Origin of the sequence: Algoriphagus sanaruensis (assembly GCF_001593605.1) — a bacterium.
Lineage (GTDB): Bacteria > Bacteroidota > Bacteroidia > Cytophagales > Cyclobacteriaceae > Algoriphagus > Algoriphagus sanaruensis.
The window spans coordinates 176,087-199,010 of record NZ_CP012836.1 but is presented as its reverse complement, the minus strand read 5'-3'; the positions used below and the strand labels follow the sequence as shown (position 1 = coordinate 199,010).

19 protein-coding genes and 1 tRNA gene are annotated in these 22,924 nt (G+C 42.0%); 10 read left to right on the top strand and 10 right to left on the bottom strand.

Annotated features, from left to right (window positions below; all coding sequences use genetic code 11):
* Nucleotides 1-2 precede the first annotated feature (2 nt).
* On the top strand, nt 3-1,700 hold the full coding sequence (locus tag AO498_RS00935) for a 1-acyl-sn-glycerol-3-phosphate acyltransferase (RefSeq protein WP_067542447.1): 1,698 nt from the start codon (nt 3-5) through the stop codon (nt 1,698-1,700).
* Nucleotides 1,678-2,736: an NAD(P)H-dependent glycerol-3-phosphate dehydrogenase gene (locus tag AO498_RS00930; RefSeq protein ID WP_067542445.1), complete on the top strand. Its 1,059-nt coding sequence runs from the start codon at nt 1,678-1,680 to the stop codon at nt 2,734-2,736. Before AO498_RS00935 ends, AO498_RS00930 begins: the two co-directional genes overlap by 23 nt.
* 76 nt (nt 2,737-2,812) lie before the next feature.
* On the opposite strand, the gene AO498_RS00925 is transcribed toward AO498_RS00930, so the two are convergent.
* On the bottom strand, nt 2,813-3,970 hold the full coding sequence (locus tag AO498_RS00925) for a PQQ-dependent sugar dehydrogenase (RefSeq protein WP_067550164.1): 1,158 nt from the start codon (nt 3,968-3,970) through the stop codon (nt 2,813-2,815).
* A gap of 70 nt (nt 3,971-4,040) precedes the next feature.
* Nucleotides 4,041-5,078, bottom strand: a complete 1,038-nt coding sequence (gene fbp, locus AO498_RS00920; RefSeq protein ID WP_067542442.1) for a class 1 fructose-bisphosphatase — start codon at nt 5,076-5,078, stop codon at nt 4,041-4,043.
* A 56-nt stretch (nt 5,079-5,134) separates the two neighbouring features.
* Between fbp and AO498_RS00915 the strand changes: the two genes are divergently transcribed.
* On the top strand, nt 5,135-6,418 hold the full coding sequence (locus AO498_RS00915; protein WP_067542439.1) for an aspartate kinase: 1,284 nt from the start codon (nt 5,135-5,137) through the stop codon (nt 6,416-6,418).
* Nucleotides 6,419-6,470: 52 nt separating this feature from the next.
* Nucleotides 6,471-7,574: a Gfo/Idh/MocA family protein gene (locus AO498_RS00910; protein ID WP_067542435.1), complete on the top strand. Its 1,104-nt coding sequence runs from the start codon at nt 6,471-6,473 to the stop codon at nt 7,572-7,574.
* Nucleotides 7,575-7,583: 9 nt separating this feature from the next.
* Here the strand turns inward: AO498_RS00910 and AO498_RS00905 are convergent, their stop codons facing one another.
* From AO498_RS00905 to AO498_RS00895, 3 genes are read right to left on the bottom strand one after another with little or no spacing between them, the layout of a single operon-like run.
* Nucleotides 7,584-8,081 carry a GNAT family N-acetyltransferase gene (locus AO498_RS00905; RefSeq protein ID WP_067542430.1) on the bottom strand — a complete coding sequence of 166 codons (498 nt, stop codon included), beginning with the start codon at nt 8,079-8,081 and terminating at the stop codon, nt 7,584-7,586.
* Nucleotides 8,078-8,953 (bottom strand): fructosamine kinase family protein, encoded by an 876-nt coding sequence (locus tag AO498_RS00900; RefSeq protein WP_067542427.1) that lies wholly within the window; start codon nt 8,951-8,953, stop codon nt 8,078-8,080. The genes AO498_RS00905 and AO498_RS00900 overlap by 4 nt, the downstream gene beginning before the upstream one ends.
* Nucleotides 8,946-9,431 (bottom strand): low molecular weight protein-tyrosine-phosphatase, encoded by a 486-nt coding sequence (locus AO498_RS00895; RefSeq protein ID WP_067542424.1) that lies wholly within the window; start codon nt 9,429-9,431, stop codon nt 8,946-8,948. The genes AO498_RS00900 and AO498_RS00895 overlap by 8 nt, the downstream gene beginning before the upstream one ends.
* A gap of 291 nt (nt 9,432-9,722) precedes the next feature.
* On the opposite strand from AO498_RS00895, the gene AO498_RS00890 reads away from it, so the two are divergent.
* The 5 genes from AO498_RS00890 to AO498_RS00870 all read left to right on the top strand — a co-directional run bounded on the left by AO498_RS00890 (nt 9,723) and on the right by AO498_RS00870 (nt 15,170).
* Complete coding sequence (locus tag AO498_RS00890) at nt 9,723-10,853, top strand: 3-deoxy-D-manno-octulosonic acid transferase (protein ID WP_236778624.1); 1,131 nt, start codon at nt 9,723-9,725, stop codon at nt 10,851-10,853.
* A complete protein-coding gene (gene rsgA / locus AO498_RS00885) occupies nt 10,850-11,773 on the top strand; it encodes a ribosome small subunit-dependent GTPase A (RefSeq protein ID WP_067542418.1) in 924 nt (307 codons plus the stop codon). Before AO498_RS00890 ends, rsgA begins: the two co-directional genes overlap by 4 nt.
* 54 nt (nt 11,774-11,827) lie before the next feature.
* Nucleotides 11,828-12,319: a phosphoribosyltransferase family protein gene (locus AO498_RS00880; RefSeq protein WP_067542416.1), complete on the top strand. Its 492-nt coding sequence runs from the start codon at nt 11,828-11,830 to the stop codon at nt 12,317-12,319.
* Nucleotides 12,320-12,321: 2 nt separating this feature from the next.
* Complete coding sequence (gene panB, locus AO498_RS00875; RefSeq protein ID WP_067542414.1) at nt 12,322-13,143, top strand: 3-methyl-2-oxobutanoate hydroxymethyltransferase; 822 nt, start codon at nt 12,322-12,324, stop codon at nt 13,141-13,143.
* Between the two features lie 134 nt (nt 13,144-13,277).
* On the top strand, nt 13,278-15,170 hold the full coding sequence (locus AO498_RS00870; RefSeq protein ID WP_157883961.1) for an outer membrane protein assembly factor BamB family protein: 1,893 nt from the start codon (nt 13,278-13,280) through the stop codon (nt 15,168-15,170).
* A gap of 59 nt (nt 15,171-15,229) precedes the next feature.
* On the opposite strand, the gene AO498_RS00865 is transcribed toward AO498_RS00870, so the two are convergent.
* The 5 genes from AO498_RS00865 to AO498_RS00845 form a co-directional block, all read right to left on the bottom strand.
* A complete protein-coding gene (locus AO498_RS00865) occupies nt 15,230-16,438 on the bottom strand; it encodes a glycoside hydrolase family 57 protein (protein WP_067542408.1) in 1,209 nt (402 codons plus the stop codon).
* Complete coding sequence (locus AO498_RS00860; protein WP_067542406.1) at nt 16,435-17,724, bottom strand: glycosyltransferase family 4 protein; 1,290 nt, start codon at nt 17,722-17,724, stop codon at nt 16,435-16,437. Before AO498_RS00860 ends, AO498_RS00865 begins: the two co-directional genes overlap by 4 nt.
* A 10-nt stretch (nt 17,725-17,734) precedes the next feature.
* Complete coding sequence (locus AO498_RS00855) at nt 17,735-19,651, bottom strand: amylo-alpha-1,6-glucosidase (protein ID WP_067542403.1); 1,917 nt, start codon at nt 19,649-19,651, stop codon at nt 17,735-17,737.
* A 332-nt stretch (nt 19,652-19,983) separates the two neighbouring features.
* A tRNA-His gene (locus AO498_RS00850) sits at nt 19,984-20,059 on the bottom strand.
* A 79-nt stretch (nt 20,060-20,138) separates the two neighbouring features.
* A complete protein-coding gene (locus AO498_RS00845; RefSeq protein ID WP_067542396.1) occupies nt 20,139-21,482 on the bottom strand; it encodes a dihydroorotase in 1,344 nt (447 codons plus the stop codon).
* A 47-nt stretch (nt 21,483-21,529) separates the two neighbouring features.
* On the opposite strand from AO498_RS00845, the gene AO498_RS00840 reads away from it, so the two are divergent.
* Nucleotides 21,530-22,888 carry a DEAD/DEAH box helicase gene (locus AO498_RS00840; protein ID WP_067542394.1) on the top strand — a complete coding sequence of 453 codons (1,359 nt, stop codon included), beginning with the start codon at nt 21,530-21,532 and terminating at the stop codon, nt 22,886-22,888.
* Nucleotides 22,889-22,924 lie beyond the last annotated feature (36 nt).

Below are 22,924 nucleotides of genomic sequence, written 5' to 3'. Positions count from 1 at the left end.
ACTTGGAGGAGAATTATATTAAACATCGGCATGAGCCCATTATCCCCAGACAGGATGAATGGCCTGTGGTAAAACTGGCCCGAGAGCGGAAGGACTTTGTGAAAAAAGTAGCCGAAATGGCTGAAAAGCGTGTTTTATCCTTGACTGGAGATAATCCGGAAATATTAAAGGAAGAGTTGGAAACGACGCTTTACCGTGAAAAATTACGTATCAAGCAAAATCCATGGGCTGTAGACCCGGATGATGAAGCGCAATTTTGGAATGAAGTGAAGCAGGCTTTGCTTCAAATCAACACGGATAGCCACCTTCGAAAAGCAGGAAAAGCCAAGGCCTATCGTGAGGTTCTTCAGAAAATTACCAACCGATATTCAGCCGAGATCGCTTCAAATTTCAAGGCCTCACATTACAAGTTTACCCGAAGGGTGGTCACTTTTGGTTTTTCCCGATTGCTGAATGCCGCAAGAGTCAAGGGGTTTAAATCCATCTTTAGTAACCAATATACTCTTCAGGATAAAATCCAGATTACGGGCCATACTGATCAGATTCGCGATTTGGCTACTAAGGGTACGATTGTTATGGTTCCCACACACTTTTCCAATCTGGATAGTATTCTGATTGGATGGATCATTTCTGTTTTGGGAATGCCGCCTTTCATTTATGGGGCAGGACTAAACCTGTTCAATATTTCCATTTTTGCCTACTTTATGAATGCCCTTGGGGCTTATAAAGTAGATCGAAGAAAGAAAAACCTCCTTTATCTGGAGACTCTAAAAAGCTATTCCAAGGAAGCAATCCAGTTTGGATGTCATAGTTTATTTTTCCCGGGAGGGACTCGTTCTCGCAGTGGAATGATAGAGTCCAAGCTTAAGTTAGGCTTGCTCAGCACTGCTATTGAAGCGCAGCGGGCCAATTTCGAAAATGGAATCAATGACGTTTCAGGAAAGATTTTCATCGTTCCAGTGACTATTAATTATCATTTTGTATTAGAAGCACCAGGACTGATCCGAGATTACCTCAGTATGACTGGTCAGGAGCGATACTATAAGGAAAACGATGAGTTTTCCACTTCTTACAAAATCTCCAAATTCTTAGTGAAGTTCTTTACCAAAGGATCAGATATTTCTGTGTCTATTGGACAGGCAATGGATGTTTTGGGAAATTATGTGGATCAAGATGGCAATAGTTTAGATAAACGAGGCAGAATCATTCATACCCGAGATTACTTTGTTTCGGAAGGAAAAGTCACAGTGGATCCGCAGCGGGAGGAAGAATATACCCACATGCTCGGTAAACGAATTGTGGAGGAATTCCACCGGATCAACCGAGTTTTCAGTTCTCATCTTGTAGCATTTGTGGCTTTTGAAATGCTCAAGGCTCGAAATAGCAAACTTGATCTGTTTGATTTGATCCGTTTGCCGGAGGAAGAAATCAGCATTCCCTATGAGGAGTTTAAGGCTGCTTGCCAACTGGTAATGGATAAGATTTTGGAATTAAAATCTCAAAACTTAATTGATGTAGCTCCTCATTTGAATAGATCCATGGATGAAATAATCCATCATGGACTGGACAACGTGGGAATGTACCATGCCAAGCGACCGTTGATTAGATCAACGAAAGGAGATATTCTCACGGAGGATATGAGCTTGCTTTATTTTTATCACAATAGACTTCATGGATATGGCCTCGAAAAACTCTTCTAAGCAGAAACTCATCGGTGTCGTGGGTGCTGGTAGCTTCGGGGTTGCCATTGCCAATATGCTTGCAGAAAAAAACGAGGTGATGCTCTATGCACGCAAAGAAGAAGTCATCGAAGAAATCAATCAAGAGCATAGCGCCTCAGGGAGACCTTTGCATGAAAGTATCCGAGGTACTTTTTCAGCGGAGGAATTGTGCCAATCTTGCGAGGTCCTCTTTTTTATGATTCCTTCATCGGCATTCTTGGAAGTAGTTCGAAAGTTTGCTCCTTATTTATACCCCTATCATTTGATTATTCATGGGACGAAGGGCTTGGCGATCAATTTACCGGAAGGAAAAACCTTGGAGTCTGTTCAATCGCTGAAGCGAAGTCAGATCCTAACCATGAGTGAAGTCATTTTGCAAGAAACAGTAGCTGTTCGCGTGGGCTGTCTTGCAGGACCAAACATTTCCAAAGAGCTAAGTCTCGGGCAGCCTGCAGCCACAGTAGTAGCGAGTAGATACAATGAGGTGATCCTCGAAGGGCAAAAACTCCTCAGATCAGAGCGCTTTCAGGTGTATGGTAATTCTGATATTATTGGCGTTGAGCTAAGTGGAGTGTTGAAAAACATCATTGCCATTGCAGCTGGAGCCTTAGCTGGACTAGGTCTGGGAGAAAATGCAAAAGGTTTGTTGATCTCGAGAGGGATGGTCGAAATGGTGCATTTGAGCAAGGCCTTGGGAGGAAGCGTTCAGTCGGTAATCGGTTTGGCAGGAGTGGGGGATTTGGTGACTACTTGTAATTCTGTTGACTCCCGAAACTTTACCGTTGGATATCGCTTGGCAAAGGGAGAGACGCTAGATCAGATTTTGGAAACCATGGAAGAAGTGGCGGAAGGGGTAAATACCATCCGGGTGATCAATGCTTTTTTGAAAACTGCCGGAATTCGAGCACCAATTACCGAGAACCTCCATCGTGTTTTGTTTGAAGATTTGTCGATCGAGGAATCTTTGCAGTTTTTAATGAAATACCCCTTTAGTGTTGACGTGGATTTTGTATAACTCAAAGTGTCTAAATGGGCATAACAAAAAAGACCTTCCGAAAGAAGGTCTTTTTTGTTATGGTTTATGGATGTAATTAACGGATCGGGAGTAGTTTGATCACCAATCCAGTCAATTCGGTAATTGCATAAATATAGCCATCCGGACTTTCAGCCACTTGGCGCACTCGGCCAATATCCTGAAGTAATTTTTCTTCACCAACGTAGGTAGTTCCATCAAGTTCCACCCGAGCGATATGCTGTTTTGCTAGTGCTGCAACTAAGACATTTCCTTTCCAGGTAGGATAGCGATCTGAAGTCACCACGGTCAACCCGCAAGTAGCAATCGAAGGAACCCAATAATGAACTGGCTGCTCCATGCCTTCTTTTTCGGTGATTTCAGTGATTGGCGTTCCATCGTAATTGATGCCGTAGGTAATCACAGGCCAGCCATAATTTTTTCCTTTTTCAATGATATTAAGTTCATCACCACCCATAGGACCATGTTCTACTTCCCATAGACGATTATTAGCCTTGTCAAAATAGAGCCCTTGGGGATTTCTATTTCCATAGGACCAGATTGAACTTACATTTCCCAAGGAATCGGTAAATGGATTGTCTGAAGGAATTGTGCCATCATCCATGATTCGATGCACTTTGCCATGCGCATTGTTCAGATTCTGCGCATTCATAGGAATATTTCCTTTGTCACCGTTGGAAAAATAGAGATAGCCTTCACTGTCAAAAACAATTCGGCTTCCAAAATGTCGTCCCCCTTTCCAGGATGGACCAGCCACGATCAATTCTTCTTGATTTACGGCCGTATTTCCATCCAGTTTGAAGCGCATAATGGTGGTTGCTCCTGTGCTGTCCTCGAAATGCTTGGCATAGGCAATGTAAATCCAGCCATTTTCAGCGTGCTTTGGATGGACTGCAATATCCAAAAGGCCAGCTTGATTGACGTTATGAACAGGAGGAAGCCCTTGAATTTTTTCTCCGGTGAATTTATCGTCCTTGAAAATCAGGATTTCACCTTTGCGTTCAGTGACTAGCATTCTGCCATCGGCAAGCCAAGTCATTCCCCAAGGATTTTCTAATCCACTGTGAACGGTATCTACTTTGATCAAAAGCTTTTCCGTCTGTGTGGCAAAGCGCTCATCGATCACTTGCTCTTGCTCCTTTGGACCACATGAAGTCCAAATGGAAATAGCTCCAGCGATTAGCGTTAAAGAAAGATAGTTTTTGTTGAAAAGCATAGTTTCGAAATTTTTGAGTTCGAATTTACTCATTTCGTCTTTAAGGCCGAATTAAATTTTGATGGAGGGGTCACCATTCGATTTGGACTTGTTTGATATTCAAATTAATCAAGGCTTCATGAACTAGATTTCTAGACCCAATTAGAAGAGGAGTTCTTTGGTGCAGTGAATTTGCTTGGATATCCAATATTCTTCTTTTTCCATCCGAGGCTAGTCCTCCAGCTTGTTCAATAATAAAGGCCAATGCATTTGCCTCATAAAGTAGGCGGAGTTTTCCAGAAGGGTTTTTGAGGGTGGAGGGATAAAGATAAATTCCGCCCTTGAGTAAGTTTCGATGAAAATCAGCGACTAGGCTTCCGATGTACCTGGATTGGAGTTTTTGAGTTTTACAGGTATGAATGAAAGATTTAATGCCAGGTTCCCACTCGTGTTCTAATCCTTCATTGATCGAATAGATTTCTCCATCGAGTGGTGCTTTGATATCCGGATGAGACAGGAAAAATTCCCCAAGGCTGTTTTCATACGTAAAGCCATTGACTCCATTTCCTGTGGTGTATACCAACATGGTCGATGATCCATAAAGCACATAGCCAGCAGCGACTTGTTGATGGCCGGGCTGCATGATGTCTTTCTGCTCAATCGGTTGTCCCACTGGACTTTTCCTTCTGTAGATTGAAAAAATGGTTCCAATACTGATGTTGACATCAATATTAGAGCTCCCATCTAGGGGATCAATTGCGACCACATATTTTCCGGAGGTATTTTGCAAGTCTATGACGGCGTCTTCTTCCTCGGAAACAATGGCACAAACTTCGCCTCCCTTGCTCAATGCACGGATAAACCGAATGTTGGCAATCACATCCAGTTTTTGTTGTTCTTCTCCGTGACTGTTGGTTTGCCCAAAGGCACCTCCAATGTTGGCAAGGCCAGCTCGATTGGTTTCCCGATTGACTATCTTCGCTGCCAAGGCGATGTCACGAAGAAGCTGGGAAAGTTCTCCTGAAGCAAAGGGGAAATCGCCTTGTTTTAATTTGATAAATCGGTCTAAAGTAATTCCAACCGAGTAGGCTAAAGGGCTGTGATCAGCCTGATAAGGTAAACTGTTCATTATAGGAAAAGTGCAATATTTGGGTTTAGGTATTCGAAAATTAGGAATAAATTTCTATGACAAAAACATTGGTTTTTAAATTTGGAGGAGCTTCGGTCAAAGATAGTTCTGCAATCAAAAATTTATCAGAAATTCTCCGTAATCGATTGCGAAAAAATATGATCATCGTGGTTTCAGCGATGGGAAAAACCACAAACGCTCTCGAGTCTATTCTAGCGGAGAAGCTTTCATTGAAAGACTATTCTGTAAATAGTACAAAAATTAAAGACTTTCATTTTTCAATTTGTAGCGAGTTGTTTCCAGAGGCTCATCCAATTTTTGCACAGCTACAAAACTTATTTTCCCAATTGGAGCAGGAATTGTTAAGTCCGCTTAGCCAAGAAAATTACGATGAGTATTACGATCGAATCGTGTCTTATGGGGAATTGATTTCTTCCAGAATCGTGTCCGAATACCTTTGTGCTCAGGAGTTGATTGTGGTTTGGAAGGATGCACGTGAGGTAATTTGTACCGATTCAGACTTTCGATTTGCTAAAATCAACTGGGAAAAGACCAAGCTGACTTGCCAAAAATCTTGGAAGCCTATTTTGGAGAATTTTCCGATTTTGACCCAAGGGTTTATCGGCAAGGATGCAAAAGGTAGGACTACTACCCTAGGAAGAGAGGGATCAGATTTTACAGCAGCCATTTTGGGGACAAGCCTCGAAGCTGGGTCCGTGACTATTTGGAAGGACGTGCCTGGAGTGTTAAACGCTGACCCCAAACTTTTTCCGAATACGAGCAAGTTTGACGAATTAGGTTATAAAGAGGCTGCTGAGATGACTTATTTTGGGGCTTCGGTAATTCATCCTAAAACCATCAAACCGCTTGCAAATGCAGGAATTCCCCTATTTGTCAAATCATTTTTAGACCCAGAAGCGTCAGGAACCAAAATTCATGAATCAGCTGCTTCTCATGAAATTCCCGCGATCGTTCTGAAAAAGGATCAAATTTTGATCAGTTTGAAGGTTACCGATTTTACCTTCATAGAAGAGAAACATATCCACCGCATTTATGAGCAGTTGCAAGCTCTAAAGCTCCGCGTGAATATGCTACAACTTTCGGCTATTTCCGTTTCGATTGTTATCGATGCGCATTTGTTCAAATTAGATCAGTTGCTTTCTAGACTTCAAAGTGAATTTGAAATCCGGTACAATGAAGGCTTGGAATTACTGACTATTCTCAAGCAAAAATCTGAAGAAATCCCCTCCCTTTTGCAAGGATATGAGGTCCTTTTGGAGCAGTCCACTCGAAATACCTTTCAGGCCGTTCGAAGAAAAGTGGAAACAAAGGACATTTGACCCATCGAAGTTTTTTAACTTCCAAAAAATCAACCTTTAAACCCATTAACCTATGAATTCAAGACGCGATTTTCTTCAAAAAGCTGGAATTTCAACTTTAGCGATAAGTCTTCCATTTTCAGAGGCCCTTTCTGCAATCCATTTGGAGCGGGAGGATAAAGTTCTTCGAGTCGCAATTATGGGTTTGGGGAGTTATGGAACCCGGGTAGCCGAGGCGATGAAAGATTGTAAACGAGCCAAACTTGTCGGCGTCATCAGTGGGACACCTTCCAAAATTGAAGCTTGGCAACAGAAGTATGGTATTCCAGCCAAAAACTGCTACAACTACGAAAATTATCATCTAATCAAGGATAATCCAGACATTGATGCCGTCTATGTCATTACTCCAAATTCGCTTCATAAACCCCATTCCATAGGGGTAGCAAAAGCTGGAAAGCATGTCATCTGTGAAAAACCGATGGCGCTCAACGCTGAAGAGGGACGCGAGATGATTGCTGCATGCAAGGCTGCTGGAGTTCATTTATTGGTAGGGTATCGGATGCATTTCGAAGCGAAGACCTTGGAAGTGGTCAAAATGCAACGGGCAGGAGAGTTTGGCAAAACGTTATTTTTCCAAGGATTGAGTGGATTTATGATTGGTGATCCTACCCAATGGAGACTTAATAGGGACTTGGCAGGTGGAGGCTCGATGATGGATATTGGAGTTTATTCGATCAATGGTGCCCGATACATGTTGGGTGAGGAGCCGATCTGGGTGACAGCGCAAGAAGTGAAGACTGACCCGGTGAAGTTTAAGCAGGGAGTAGATGAGACGATTACGTTTCAAATGGGATTTCCTTCCGGCGCAGTAGCCTCGTGTTTATCCACCTACTCGATGAATAATTTGGATAAGTTTTTCCTTAATGGAACCAAAGGTTTTGCTGAGATGCAGCCATCCACTGGCTATGGCCCAATCCAAGCCAAAACCAACAAAGGACCGATCGAAGCAGACCACGTTACACACCAAACCACGCAAATGGATGAAATGGCTGCCATAATTTTAGATGGGAAAAAGCCAATTATTCCTGTAGATGGAGAGGAAGGATTGAAAGATTTGGTGATTGTGGATGCGATCTATGAGGCGGTAAGAACTGGGGCTAGAATCAGCTTGATCTAGGGGCTTAGATTACCCAAGTTTCAGTTGCATAAATACCAAGGTCAGCCATTTACCAAATTTATACGAGACCTCTGGCATCCGAGCTGTTTCCACAAATCCCAGTCGCTGATGAAAGCGATAGCTACCCAGATTTTCTGAATCCATTCCGGCTATCATCATATGGTAATCTTGAGCCTTAGCTTTCTCGATTAATTGATGCATCATTTCAGAGCCCAAGCCTTTCCCTTGGGCTTTTTCATTGAGATAAATGGAATGCTCTAGCGTTCGGGCATACCCAGGTTTTGCTCGAAATTTCCCATAGGAGGCATAGCCCGATGGTTCTCCGTCAATTTCAAGCACCAAAACAGGGAATCCTCCTCGAGTTTTTTCTGAAAATAATTCTGCTACTTCCTCCAATGATTTAGGATGATAGTCATAATTATGAGAGGTGTAAAGGATCGAATCATTGATGATTTTTTGGAGGAAGGGAGCATCCTCGGTGCGATAGTCTCTAATTAGCTGGCTCATACTTGAAATCGCTTGATTGTTTTTTCAATTCCGGGTAGGTAGGCTGTTCCGAAAAGATTTAAATGGACCAAAAGTGGGTATAAATTATAGATGCCCATTCTAGATTCAAATCCAGGCTCCAAGGGAAGCAAAGATTCATAGGCATCATAAAATTTTGCATCAAATCCCCCAAAGAGGCGTGAGAAAGCGAGATCCATTTCTCGATGTCCAAAATATACCGCTGGATCAATGAGGCATGGGCTTCCTGAAGTCGTACATAGTACATTTCCTGTCCAGAGATCACCATGCAAAAGGGATGGTTTTTCCTTAGGAAAAATGGAATCAAGTTGGGGATAGATGGATTGGAATTTCTTCACAAAATCCAAAGGAATTAAACCATCGAAATAGGCTTTGCCTAGTTGCGGTTCAAGTCTATTTTCGATAAAAAAATCGATCCAATTGTCCAGCTGAATATTCTTTTGAGTCAGGGTCGCGATAAAATTGTCTGAGTCCAGACCGAAATGTTTGTGGTGATTGAGGTGCAAGTTTGCCAGACCAAAGCCTAAATCCTCCCAATATTCGGAATTGGGTCTGCCGGAAGAAATAAACTCAGTTAGCAGATAGTTGTAATCTTCTACACGGCCTTGGCCAAAGGTTTGGGGGATTTTCAGGAAAGTGGAATGAGTAAGAAACTCTAAACCTTCGGCTTCTTTTTGAAGGATGTTTCGCTCATGATCAAAATTGAGCTTGAGAAAAAAATCTCCGGACGAGGTGAGAAGATGAATGCCCTGATTAAAATTTCCTGCGGCAATAAGTTGAGCGGATTTTAATCGACAGTTGCTTCCCAAAGTAGTGAACAGAATGTGCTCATACGTTGGGGTGGGGTCAAGCATATATTTGGTGTGTCTCTTTGACCAAGTTCAAAAAACTATCAATTGCTTCGTCCAAAATCCGGTAAATTTCTTCGAAGCCTTCTTCTCCTCCATAATAAGGATCGGGAACTGACAAGCCATCTCCACCTTCGACAAATGAGCGCATCAAAAAAACCTGCTTTTCTGAAAATCGATACCGCTCTTTCATCAGATTCAGATTGCGAAGGTTATTATCATCCATGGCGATGATGTAATCAAAATCTCTAAAATCTGTCCGATTTACCTGTCTTCCTCGATGCTGAATGGTTAGATTATGTCGCTTCGCACAGGCTAGCGTTCGTTCGTCTGGTAGTTCTCCAATATGAAAGTCTGAGGTGCCCGCACTATCTGATTTAAACTTGTGGCCTAAGCCTAAAGCTTCAATTTTATGATTGAAAATGGCTTCGGCTAGCGGTGACCGACAAATGTTACCTAAACAGACGAATAAAACTTTAATCATGTGATAAAACTACTTGGGTAAACAACTTCTGTAAAAAGAAAGGCTTTGAATCTAGTTATTTTTCAGAGCAAATGCACTTCTTTGAAAGTTATTTTGATAAAAAATCCTTGATTTTTTCAGCTCACAAAAATGGAAAAAAATGTGGAAATGAAAGGGATTGGCTACTTTTGAAAGATGAAATTCCTTTACCGGCTGTTTTTTTGGGGTTTGCCGACCATTCTTAAAGGATTTGGTTTGATTTTCCCAAGGGTAAACCGTTTCCTAGCGGCCAGAAAAAATTTGTTTCTGAGATTGAAGGAGTTCAGGTCCCGATATTCTGGAAAATTGGCTTGGTTTCATGTCGCTTCCTTAGGGGAATATGAACAAGCTAAACCGGTGATCGAAGCCTTAAAAAAGCAGAACTCGGAAATTGGAATATTGGTGAGTTTCTTTAGCCCATCCGGCTATGAGCCTGCCCTTAAAAAGCCTCATCCTCTCGTTGATTTTGTCACTTATTTACCGCTCGATAGGAGGAGTTGGGCGCAAGAGTTTGTTCGGTTGGTGAATCCATCCTCAGCCTTTTTTGTCAAATACGATCTCTGGTACCATCATCTGGAAGCGTTGAGAAAATTTGGAGTTCCCCATTACTTAATTTCCGCATCCTTTCGGCCCAACCAACCTTATTTTCGTTGGTATGGGGGATTTTTCAAATCGATGCTTGAAAGTTTCAACTGGATTTTTACCCAAAATCAGCCGAGTCTTGACTTATTGAATACCATTGCCGTGACCAACGCATCTCGCTCTGGGGATACTCGATTTGATCGAGTTTGGGCTACGGCTAAGCATGCCAAATCTTTCCCGGAAATTAGTCACTGGATCAATGGGCGACCCACAGTGGTAGTTGGGTCCGCGTGGCAAGAGGACATGGATTTGATTCTTCCATTGATTGAGGCTCATCTGGACTATGTCTGGATCATTGCCCCTCATGACCTGTCTCCCGAACCTATGGATCGCTGGGCCAAACAGCTTAGTGTAAAATCCGTGACTTATTCTAAATGGGCCCCTGAATCCCAAGCTTCTATTTTGTTTATCGATAATATTGGGATGCTTTCTTCCTTGTATCAATTTGCAAAGATTGCCTATGTGGGTGGAGGCTTCGGGAAGGGCTTGCATAATATTTTAGAGCCGCTCGGATTTGGGATTCCTGTGATCTTTGGAAAAGTGAAAAATGTGAGCAAATTTCCTGAATCCATCCAAAGTCAACATCAAGGCTGCGGATTTGAAGTAAATTCACCCGAGGACCTTTTGAATGTGTTTGACCGATTAGAGCAAGCAGAAATTTACCAAAAGGCTACGTTTGCAGCTCAGGAATGGGTATCTGCGAATGTAGGAGCAGCTGATCGTGTGATGCAAAAAGTGCAAGAATTAACCCCGCTTTCATGAAAGGACGAGTCATTAAATCTACGGGTAGTTGGTATGTAGTCCAGTCAGAGGGGCAATTTATTTCTGCACGTCTTAAAGGAAAATTTAAGCAGGCGGATTTAAAATTGACTAATCCTATTGCAGTTGGAGATTGGGTAGAGCTTGAAAAAGAGGCCGGGCAGGACACGGCAGTCATCCAAGATATTTTTCCCAGGGAAAATTATGTGATTCGTAAATCAACCCGAAAACAGCACTTTTCACATATCATTGCCAGTAATCTCGATCAGGCGCTATTGGTCATCACTATGAAAAAACCCCGTACCTCGCTTGGGTTTATTGATCGATTTTTAGTGAGCACGGAGAGCTTTGGGATACCCGCCATTCTCATCGTTAATAAAATGGACGAGCTTTCTGGTGAGGACGAGCAAGAATGGCTTCGGGATATTCATGAAATTTATGAGCCTTTGGGATATCCAGTTTTGGAGATTTCTGCCTTGAAAGATCCGGCAACAAAGGAAAAGTTGATGCCATATGTCCAGGGGAAATCGAGTTTAATTTCGGGGCATTCAGGGGTTGGCAAAAGTACCCTGCTCAATGCACTTGTGCCTGAGGCAAGGCAGGATACAAAAGAAATTTCAGGATATAGTGACAAAGGAGTACATACCACTACTTTCGCAGAATTATTTACCCTTCCTGAGGGGGGAGATTTGATAGATACTCCTGGAATCAAGGAATTTGGAATTTTGGATGTCGAGGAGGAAGAATTGTCTCATTATTTTCCGGAAATGAGGCAGTTTTTAGGACAATGCAAATACAACAATTGCACGCATACCAACGAACCTGGATGCATTGTTCGGGTTAAACTGGAAGAAGGATTTATCCATCCCTATCGGTATCAGAGTTATTTGAATATTCTCAGTGAGGAGGATAGTCATCGTTGATCTGCTTTGATACCAGATCAAATTGGCCTAATTTTCCCATTCAATTTCTATGCTATGAGCGAGGTACTCAATCACAAACAGATTCTTCAAAAAGTCACCCGAATGGCTTTTGAAATCTATGAACGAAATATTCATTCCTCAGGAATTGTCTTTGCTGGAGTCAGTGGAATGGGGACTTTTCTTGCAAGTCTTTTGGCAAATAAGCTTCGTGAAATTTCGTCTCTTTCAGTTGAGCAACTTGAAGTCATTTTGGATAAGGCAACTATTTCTACTACAGCTATTGAGCTAAGTCGATCTTTAGCACTGGAAGGAAAAACCGTCATTTTGGTAGATGATGTTCTCAATACCGGAAAGACACTGGTGTATGCCATGAAGCCATTTTTAGATCAAGAAATCCAAAAAATGGAAATTGCTGTTTTAGTCAATCGAAGTCATGGACTTTTCCCTGTTCGACCTGACTATACAGGATTCGAGCTAGCCACCACACTCAGCGAACATATCAAAGTTGATTTTTCTGAAAACCATTATTCCGTTCACCTTAATTAATCATGTCAGTTCATTCCTCAGCATCGATCAAGCGGATTACGACCCACACTCTTTTGGAAATGAAACAGCGTGGAGAAAAAATCTCCATGCTTACTGCCTATGATTACAGCATGGCCAAAATCGTCGATGATGCTGGAATGGACATTATTCTTGTTGGTGATTCAGCTTCCAATGTGATGGCTGGACATGAGACGACACTTCCGATCACGCTTGATCAAATGATTTACCATGCGTCTTCAGTGGTCAGAGCTGTTAAAAGAGCCTTTATCGTTGTGGATATTCCATTTGGAAGCTATCAGGGGAATAGCTCTGAAGCACTCCGTTCTGCAATCCGGATCATGAAAGAATCTGGGGCGCATTCGGTGAAAGTAGAAGGTGGAGCAGAAATTCGAGAGTCGGTCGTTCGTATTCTCAGTGCAGGCGTGCCTGTAATGGGACATTTGGGATTAACTCCACAGTCGATTTATAAATTTGGAACGTATACTGTCCGAGCTAAAGAAGAAGCAGAGGCTCAAAAGTTACTCGAAGACGCCAAAATGCTAGAGGAATGTGGATGCTTTGCAATTGTATTGGAAAAGATCCCTGCCGCATTAGCCAAACAAGTAGCAGAAGCTGTGAAAATTCCAGTTATCGGAATTGGTGCTGGACCTCATGTAGATGGTCAGGTGTTAGTCATGCATGATATGCTGGGAATCACCAAGGAATTTAAGCCTCGATTTTTAAGACAATATGCGGATCTTCAAACCGTCATGAAAGATGCATTTCAGCAATATATTCAGGATGTAAAGAGCAAGGATTTCCCGAATGAATCAGAAAGTTATTGACTTTATCCAAGATAAAATTTTATAAAAAACGCCTCTAAAAGGTGCTTTTTGTTTTTAGAGGGGATTAAATACGGCAAATGGCGTATTCCCTGAGGGGTGGCGTTGGGATAGCTTTGATCAAAATTCTTTTTATCATGAAACAGCTAGTCAAAACCACCCGAGTATCGATTCTAGCATGCCTGATCTTGGTCATCGCAGGAGTCAACAGTTTTGCGCAAGAGCCGCAATGGAAGCTAACCCTGGAAAAAGGGGTAGAATGGACGAAGTACACTCCCAATAAAATCTTGTTGGTAGGTAGTACGGACTGGGGATTACATGGAGTAGATGCCACTACAGGTAAACTCTTATGGTCCAATGAGGATTTATACAATTCTGCCAAAGCCTTAAAAGGTCCAGATGGAAAAAAAGTAGGTTACACGCCTGATCTTATCCGTGTTTTGGAAGACCCAAATGACCCCTCCATTTCGGACTATGCCATCGTAAAGTACACGGATAATATCCTGGTCAAAAACTTTGTGGTGATCAATATCCGGACAGGAGAATTGGTGATTAATCCCAAAATGGCAGGTATGCCCGTAGTAAAAATCATTGGTCCTGAACAAGCCACCTTCAATTATGAAGGTTCAGACTACATTCCAGAGTTGAAAGGGGTAATTATAACAGCGAGCTGGGAAGACTTGACCAAAGCCGGAAAACCCTACATGCAAATCACGAAGTTTATTGATTTGGCAACTGGGAAAATTGCTTGGGAAAGTGATCAGTTTTCGTCCAAGTTTCTTCCTGTGGTGACAGATGATAATCATTTGTTATTCATCGGAGAAAAAACCTCCGCAAAAATTAATTCCAAAACGGGACAGCCATTTTGGACATTTGAAGTAGCCGAAAAGAAGAACAATTTTGAAGCGTTTGATGCAAACATCAGACTTACGGAAGGATACTTTTACCAGAAGAAAGGAAATCAGGGCGTAGTGTCCGCCGTAGAATTGAGCAGTGGGAAAGTTTTGTGGGAAAAGCCTTTGGCGACTAAGGACGCTCCAGTTTTAACCGCGGAAAATTTCGGCGTGATCGTAGCGGATGAGAAAAATTTCACTTTGATGGAGGCAGAAACTGGTAATACGAAGTGGTCAGCCAAGAAGCTTTCTGGAATTGTGGTGGATTTGGGACGAGATCGAGGAATCGCAGTAGGAGAAAAGGACAAATACCTCACTGTGTTAGATAAAAATACAGGGGCTGAAAAATGGTCACAAAAAATCAAAGGAATTCAAATTGATCAATTGACCGGTGCAGGCATTATGTACTTGGATGAAAATGGTAGTGTAGGGCTGATTGATTTTGAAGGAAACTTGAAATGGGGAGGCAAGGATATGATTCAGGGCCCTGTCTTAAGAGTTAAGCCTGCCTTGGATCGGGAAATTTTCTACGCAGACGAAAAGGTTTATTTAGTCAATTTGGTCAATGGTGAGAAAAACGTCATCGTGAACAAAGTAGAATTCGAGGAAAAAGAAACGCCAGATGCCTTGGAATTTACCGGGTCAAATTTCGTCCTCTCTTCTAGTCAGAATATGATTGGCTTCGATGAAAGTGGAAACATCCTTTTCAAAGAACATTGGGCCTCACCGAAGATTTCTTTGGCAGGAAGAATCGCTCTTCGCACCATGCAGGTCGCTATGGTAGCCATGGCTTCCGCAGCAGCATACCAGCAAGGGTTGACGCAGGGGTCTGCATTTGCCCCTACTTCCATCAGTAAGCAATATGGATACCAGCGGGAATTTTTTGAAGATATGGCAGGGGCATTTGGACAGGCCGCCAATCAGCGATTCAAGGCGTCCAAATCGAGAGGTTTATTCAATTTTATCCTAACAGATGTAGGCGAAGGGGTTGGTCTGGTCAAAGTGGACAAGGTCTCTGGCAAAGAAGTTGGAAAGATTGTTTTGAATGACAAGGAGCCTATCTATGATTCCGACCCAGAGAATGGAATGATTTTCTACAAGCCAACCAAAAAAGAAGTATATGGATACTTATTTTAATAACTAATCATTCAACAAAAAATCCCGGAGGTTTAACTCTCCGGGATTTTTTTGTAGGATTAAGCCAGTGCTTTTTCTTCAACTTTTTCTTTTACACGAAGAATGAAGTCGCTCAAAGCATTCATGTAATTGATAAAGGCATCATAAGGAGTATCATAAGGGCTGAAATATTCGTGCACGGAACCATCAGAAAAGAACTTGGTACACATGTAATAGAAATGATCCGAAGTCTGAAGGTATTCCCAATCGCGCTGAATCTCTGGATCGTCCAGCTTTTTCACATAGCGTTCTTGCTCGTACAATCTCTCAAAGGCTTCATTTTGCATTTCATTACCCAACCATGCAGTCAAATCCCGCTCTTCATCTGCCCATGAAATCGGCACTGGAACATGGATTGCACCTACGGTTTTCGAATTTTTCACTACTTCAGAAGGAGTTGAAAATCCAAAATCGGAATTTTTGAAGATTGCCTCAGGCAAGTGTCTCATGAATTCAAATATTCCAGTCTCTGCCCACTGATGTTCTCCAAATGTCTCATAATCCATAAACAAGTTGACGACCTGTTCTTCTTTTGGGATAGCATTGAGCCAAGAGACAAATTTGTCTGTGGTCAATGGATAATCAGCCCATGTTTTATTGCTGAATCTGAATGCGATATCATCTGACAACAAGAAGTTTTTCAGGAGAACTTTCAGGTTGGGATTGATAGAGTTATTGTACACATAATTTGGAGATTTCCATCCTAAAACGTGTTTCGCACCTTCGGTAAGAATTGCCTCATAGCCCAATTCAGAGACCATCGCTCCGATTTGATCGGAATAAATAAGCTCTGTATTTCGGAAGACTTTGGGAGTATAGCCATTGAAAAGTTGTTTGATTTTTGCTTGGTGTTTTTCGACCAATCCAAAAAACTCTTCTTTGCTTTTTAAGGAAGCCAGCGAATGGGAATAAGTTTCATTTAAAAGCTCTACATGACCAGTAGCCACTAGTTTTTGGAAGCTTTCCAAAACATCAGGAGCATAAGCTTCAATCTGATCGAGGAAGGTTCCTGATAATGAAAAAGCCACTTTGAATTTCCCTTGATATTTATGGATCAAATCTAATAACAGGGCATTCATGGGTAGGTAGCACTTTTGAGCTACTTTTCTGACGACATTTCGATTTAGAAAATCGTCCCAATAATAATGGTCTTCTCCAATTTCAAAGAAGCGATAAGGCTTAACGCGAAAAGGCTGATGGACCTGGAAATAAAAACAGACGGTTCTCATGATCGTTCGGCTAAAGTTTTTTCATAAACAGTTACAAGCTTGGCAGCCACATGCTCCCATTTTAACTTTTTAAGTTCTTCTCCCCCTAATTCTTTGAACATGCGGGAAATACTATCATAATGCAATAGGCCAAAAATGGCGTCAGCCATTGCATCTACATCCCAAAAATCGATTTTGATAGCGTTTTTCAAGACTTCTGCCACACCAGATTGCTTTGAAATAATTACTGGTGTATTGTGTCGGACAGCTTCCAAAGGAGCAATTCCAAATGGTTCAGACACGGATGGCATGACATATACATCGCTTATGGCATACATATGATCGACATCTTCACCTTTCAAAAATCCCGTAAAGTGGAATTTGGTGCCCATCTTGAGTTCCGCCACTCGGGAAATCATTCGATTCAGTAAATCACCTGATCCAGCCATGACAAATCTGACGTTGGGATCTCGATCAATTACTTTTTTTGCGGCTTCGACAAAATATTCCGGTCCCTTTTGAAAGGTGATCCGGCCTAAGAACGTAACAATCTTTTCAGGTACTTTCTTCTGGTATTTAGACTTGATAATCGAAGCGTCAAGTACGGCGTTGTGAAGGACAGTGACCTTCTCTGCAGGTACTCCGTATTTTCTAACACAGATATTTTTCGTGAGCTGGCTTACCGCCACTATATGGTCGGCTGCATGCATACCCGCCCGTTCAATCTCATAGACCGGTTTATTAACGGATTCGCCTGATCGGTCAAACTCAGTGGCATGAACATGCACCACTAAAGGTTTTCCACTGATTTCTTTGGCAGCTATGCCAGCAGGAAAAGCTAACCAATCATGAGCATGTATGATATCGAAATCTTGTCTATCCCTTGCAATTTGTGCACCTACGAGAGCGTAGCGAGACACTTCTTCCATCAGGTTCTTGCCATACTTTCCGCTGAATTCAAACTTGTTGGAGAAAATGCTTTCATCCACATCAGTTCGATCATGCATCGCGTAATCTGTAAACTTCTTGAATTCTTGAGGTCCTAAATAAGGAACCAAGAAACTGTTGACTTCAAGATAGGTGAGGTTTTTCCAGATTTTTTTGAATTTCCGCTCTCGATAATCAATCGTCACATCACTTGCATTGACAAAATCAGCAAGTGGCTCCTCATCTCCCCAAAGTTTGGGAACGACAAAGATCACCTCCTGATGATGATGATTCATCCCTTGCACCAATCCATAACATGCAGTTCCTAATCCTCCGGAAATATGGGGTGGAAACTCCCACCCAAACATCAATACTTTCATAAAAAGTCAGTTATATTCTTTTGACAAGGTCCATCATTCGAAGTAGTTCAGCGACACTCCATGCTTGAGAGACAGAGCCTTTGGGTCGGTGAGGAGCGTCTCCGTCATAGATTTCAGCCACTGTTCCTATTCCGTATTGTGTCATGACTCCATCAAACCCCTTGATAATTTTCTGAACAAAGTTCTTTGCGGCTTTTCCGTGAAGTTTGAGATACCCTTCTACGAAATGACCTAATGGCCAAGCCCAAACCGTTCCATTATGATAGGCATGGTCTCTGCTGATCTGATTTCCGAAATAGTATCCTTTGTATCCAGGGTCATCTGGAGAAAGTGACCGAAGGCCTCTAGGCGTCAAGAGTTTGGATTTAGCAATTTCCAAAATCTTATCCGATTGTTCTTCACTGAGCATCGTGTAAGCCAAGGAAGTAGCAAAGACCATATTAGGTCGAATGGACCAGTCTTTTTCATCTCCATTTACCACATCTGCTAGATAGCCATATTCATCAGACCAAAACTCTCTGTTAAAGCTTACAGAAACTTGGTTGGCGAGCTGTCCATAGGATTCCTCTCCCGAAAGTTCCTCAAAGAACTTAAGTGCATTATACCATAATGCTTGGATTTCTACAGGACATCCGATTCTAGGAGTAACTGGACCGTCAGGAGTAATCGCATCCATCCATGTCAAGGCCACACCATCTTGCCCTCCCCAGATCAAACCATTGGATAGCATGTGAATATTAAATGCAGTTCCAGATTTAAATCCTTCGATAATCCCTCGAAGTTTTTCAAGATATCGATCTTTGACCGTTTTCTTGTCGCCGGTGTATTCGATGTACTGTTGTAGCGACCAGAAAAACCAAAGTGGGGCATCCACAGAAGTCATATTGGTATAATCTCCACTACCAATGTTTGGGAATAATGCGCCCTTAAGGTCTCGCGCCATGGTATCCATAATCTCAAGGAAGGTCTCCGTATCACCTGCAGAAAGGGTTAATCCTGGTGCAGCGATAAATGTATCCCTTCCCCACCATCCAAACCATGGGTAACCCGCGATAATTCTTACATCCCCATCTCGTCTTCTTATAAATTGTCCTGCAGAATTACGTAAGCAATTCTCGAAGTTATTTCTGGGGATTCTTCGTGCTATTTCTTTTTCGAAAGCATTCTGTCTAGTAGCTGGATCCGCTTCTGTAAGTCCTGCAGAAAAAATGACAGATTCTCCTTTGGCAATATCAAATTCAAAATATCCAGGAACAAAAAGATCCTCTTGGTATTCATAGCCTCTTTCCCGCTCTTGGATATATTCAATATTGTAGTACCAATCTGGAATGGAGACAAATTCAGAATTTTTTGAAATTTGCATGAAAAGGGGATCGTATGGTTCATATAATCTGAACTTTACCCCATTTGGGACTACTTCATACTTCTTGTCGATATCATCATTCGCCTTCATCAAGGAATGGTATCCTCTAAAGGCTAGGAAAGGCTGAATCCGGATTTTGGTGGGTGAGTGAGCTTCCAATAAGGTGTACCTGATCATCAATCGATCCCGATTGGTATCAAGAATTAGCTCTTTTTGCAATACAACCCCACCTACACGGTACGTCAATTTCGGGATTGGTTCAGAATCAAAATCCTCTAGGTATTTGTGGCCTCTTGGGGAATAATTTCCAGGAAATTTAGAAATACCGAGGTTGAAACTTGCACCCCGTTGAATGACTGTTTCATGAACAGTCGACAGGAGAACATGATTTTGAGAATCTATCTGTGGCTGGGGCACAACCAGGAGCCCGTGATATTTTCGGGTGTTACAACCAATGATGGTAGTACTGGTGTAAGTACCCGAGCGGTTAGTCCGAATGATCTCCCGATCGAGAGAATAATTCAGATTGATTAATTGGGTTTTATCGAAATGGATATAACTCATAGGGGAAAAATTGTAAGATTTAAAAATAGAGTTTTGATTGGATAAGAAAAATCAAAGGGCAAAAAATAAAGGTTATGTTTCCATAACCTTGAGAGTCTTTACGAATGAAATACTTCCTTTTGTACCTCTTCGAAATTTTTGATCGATTCTTCAAACTTGCTGAGGTAACTCTGAATTTGTCGAATGTTTACCGGTTTAATCACCGGAAACCGAGGTGAGTTTTTGAACAAAATAAACATAGTCGTGTGGTTTAGTTTCGCCTAAGCTTTTCAAATCTTATGCCAATCCCATTTGGCTTATAATGACAAAACCCCTCATTATGAGGGGTTTTTGGGTGAAAGACCGGACTCGAACCGGCGACCTCTGGTGCCACAAACCAGCGCTCTAACCAACTGAGCTACAATCACCATTTAATTTCTCTTTGAGGGCGTTTCCTCAATCGGTTTGCAAAAGTAAGGACTCGGTCCGTTCCGCGCAAGGTCGAGACTTATTTATTTGTGAAAAAAGTTAATCGTTCCCCTTTTTTACTTTCATCAAAGGTACCATTATCGTAAACAAGATGTCCAGAAACGATCGTATGGGTCACCTTTGATCGGAATGTATGTCCTTCAAAAGGTGACCAGCCACATTTGGAAAGAATATTTTCTTTGCTGACAGTCCATGGAGAATTAAGATCTACCAATACCAAATCTGCCATATAACCTTCACGGATAAATCCTCGGTCTTTGATTCTGAAAAGTTGGGCCACTCGGTGCGCCATTTTATCAGCAATTTTTTCCAGGCTGATTTTACCTTGATGGTAAAAATCCAACATGGCCACCAAACTGTGCTGGATCAACGGGCCTCCCGAAGGACCCTTTAGGTAGGACTGGGCCTTTTCTTCTAAGGTATGTGGAGCGTGATCGGTTGCGATTACATCAATTCTGTCATCAAGCATCGCTTTAAAGATTTCTTCTCGATCATGAGCTGTTTTTATGGCTGGGTTCCATTTGATCAGGTTTCCTTTGGTCGCATAGTCTTCTTCAGAAAACCACATGTGGTGAATGCAGGCTTCTGCAGTGATCTTTTTTTCTTCTAACGGAATAGTATTATCAAATAACTCCAATTCTTTGGCGGTGCTAATATGAAGAATGTGGAGACGCGTACCATATTTTTTAGCCATGGCTACCGCACGACTTGATGCATCGTAGCATGCTTCCTCTGATCGAATTTTGGGATGTAATTTTACAGGAATGTCCTCGCCATATTCGGCTTTATATGCATCAAGATTAGCTTTGATGATGTGATCATTTTCAGAGTGAATAGCCAAAAGCCCCTTATATTCTTTGAAAATTCCCTCTAACGATTCGATATTATCAACAACCATGTTGCCGGTGGAGGAGCCTTGGAAAACTTTCAATCCGCAGACATTTTCCAAATCGAGTTTTAGTATCTCCTCGAGATTATCATTCGTCCCTCCCAGAAAGAAAGAATAATTCGCTAGGGAAACTTCCTTTGCTCGGGCATATTTTTCTTCTAGCAATTCAATAGTTACTGCCTGAGGAACAGTATTGGGCATCTCCATATAGGAGGTAGTGCCTCCAGCTACTCCTGCTTTCGCCTCGGTGTAAATTTCTCCTTTATGGGTCAATCCGGGTTCTCGGAAGTGAACTTGATCATCAATTACCCCCGGGAAAAGATGTTTTCCTGAACCGTCTATGTAATGATCAGCTGATTCATGACTCAGGTTTGTACCTATTTTGGCAATGCGTCCATCTTGGATTAAAACATCTCCCGGAGTAATCCGGCCTTCATTGACTATATTTGCCCCGGTAATCAGGATACTTTTCATCTTTTTGGTCCAGTAAATAGTAGAAAATCTCCTCAAAATTAACAATCATGAGCAATGAAGCCCTAGGTTTTGATTCTTTTAAGCTAAACAAACAATTGCTCGACGCAGTAGCCGAGTCCGGCTATAGTACTCCGACTCCTATACAGGAAAAAGCTATTCCACTTGCTCTTGCAGGTCATGATGTCTTGGGAATAGCTCAAACGGGTACAGGTAAGACTGCTGCTTATATATTGCCGGTTTTGATGAAAACTAAATATGCACAAGGCAAACATGCACGTGCATTGATCCTAGCACCGACCCGAGAATTAGTCATGCAGATCGAAGAAGTGGCCCGACAGCTAGGAAAAAACACTGATTTGCGCATTGTAAGTCTTTATGGAGGATTAGGTCCTAAAACACAGATTGAATCCATCGAGGCTGGGGTAGATATTCTAATATCCACTCCAGGCAGATTCATGGACATCTATCGAAAAGGAATCATCTATCCCAAGGATTTCAAAACCATGGTGCTGGATGAGGCAGACAAAATGATGGATATGGGTTTTATGCCTCAAATACGATCTATTTTGGAAGTCATTCCTTCGAAAAGGCAAAATCTACTTTTCTCAGCCACTTTTTCTTCACGCATAGAAAATTTGGCCGCGGAGTTTTTGGAATTTCCTGAGCGAGTGGAGGTGGCGCCTTCTGCCACCACCGCGGAGACCATCGGGCAGGTCAAGTATTTTGTTCCAAATATCAAGACCAAAATCAATTTATTGGCGCATTTACTTGGCAATGAGGAAATCAATCGTACCATGATTTTCACTCGAAGTAGAAAAAATGCGGAAGCGGTATACTCCTTTCTTGAGCGAAAGAATTTCGGGGAAATCCGAGTCATTCACGCCAATAAAGGTCAAAATACCCGAATTAATTCCATGGAGGATTTTAAAGGGGGAGAGGTTCGGATTTTAGTAGCAACCGATGTTGCATCTCGAGGGTTGGATGTGAGTTTGGTTTCTCACGTGATCAATTTTGATGTACCGTTGATCTATGAGGATTATGTTCATCGAATCGGCCGAACCGGCCGTGCAGAAAACGAGGGCAAGGCGATTACTTTTATTAACCCCGCTGAACAATACCATTTTGAGCGGATCGAGGAATTGATACGGATGAAAGTTGAGGAATTACAGATTCCTGATACAGTGGATATTCCCGCAACTCCTTTTGAAGAAAAGCAAGCTTATGCCAGGGAATTGGATCGCCTCAAGCAGCGTGACAATCCAGATTACAAAGGAGCTTTTCATGAGAAAAAAGAAAAACCCAAGAAAAATATTGGTAAAGGTGAAAAGGTAAAAGCTAAGAAACAGGGGAAAAAGACCAATCGAAATCAGCTCAAAACCAAGAACCAAAAGAATAAGGGAAAATAAAAAAAGGCCTTGAAATTTAAGTTTCAAGGCCTTTTT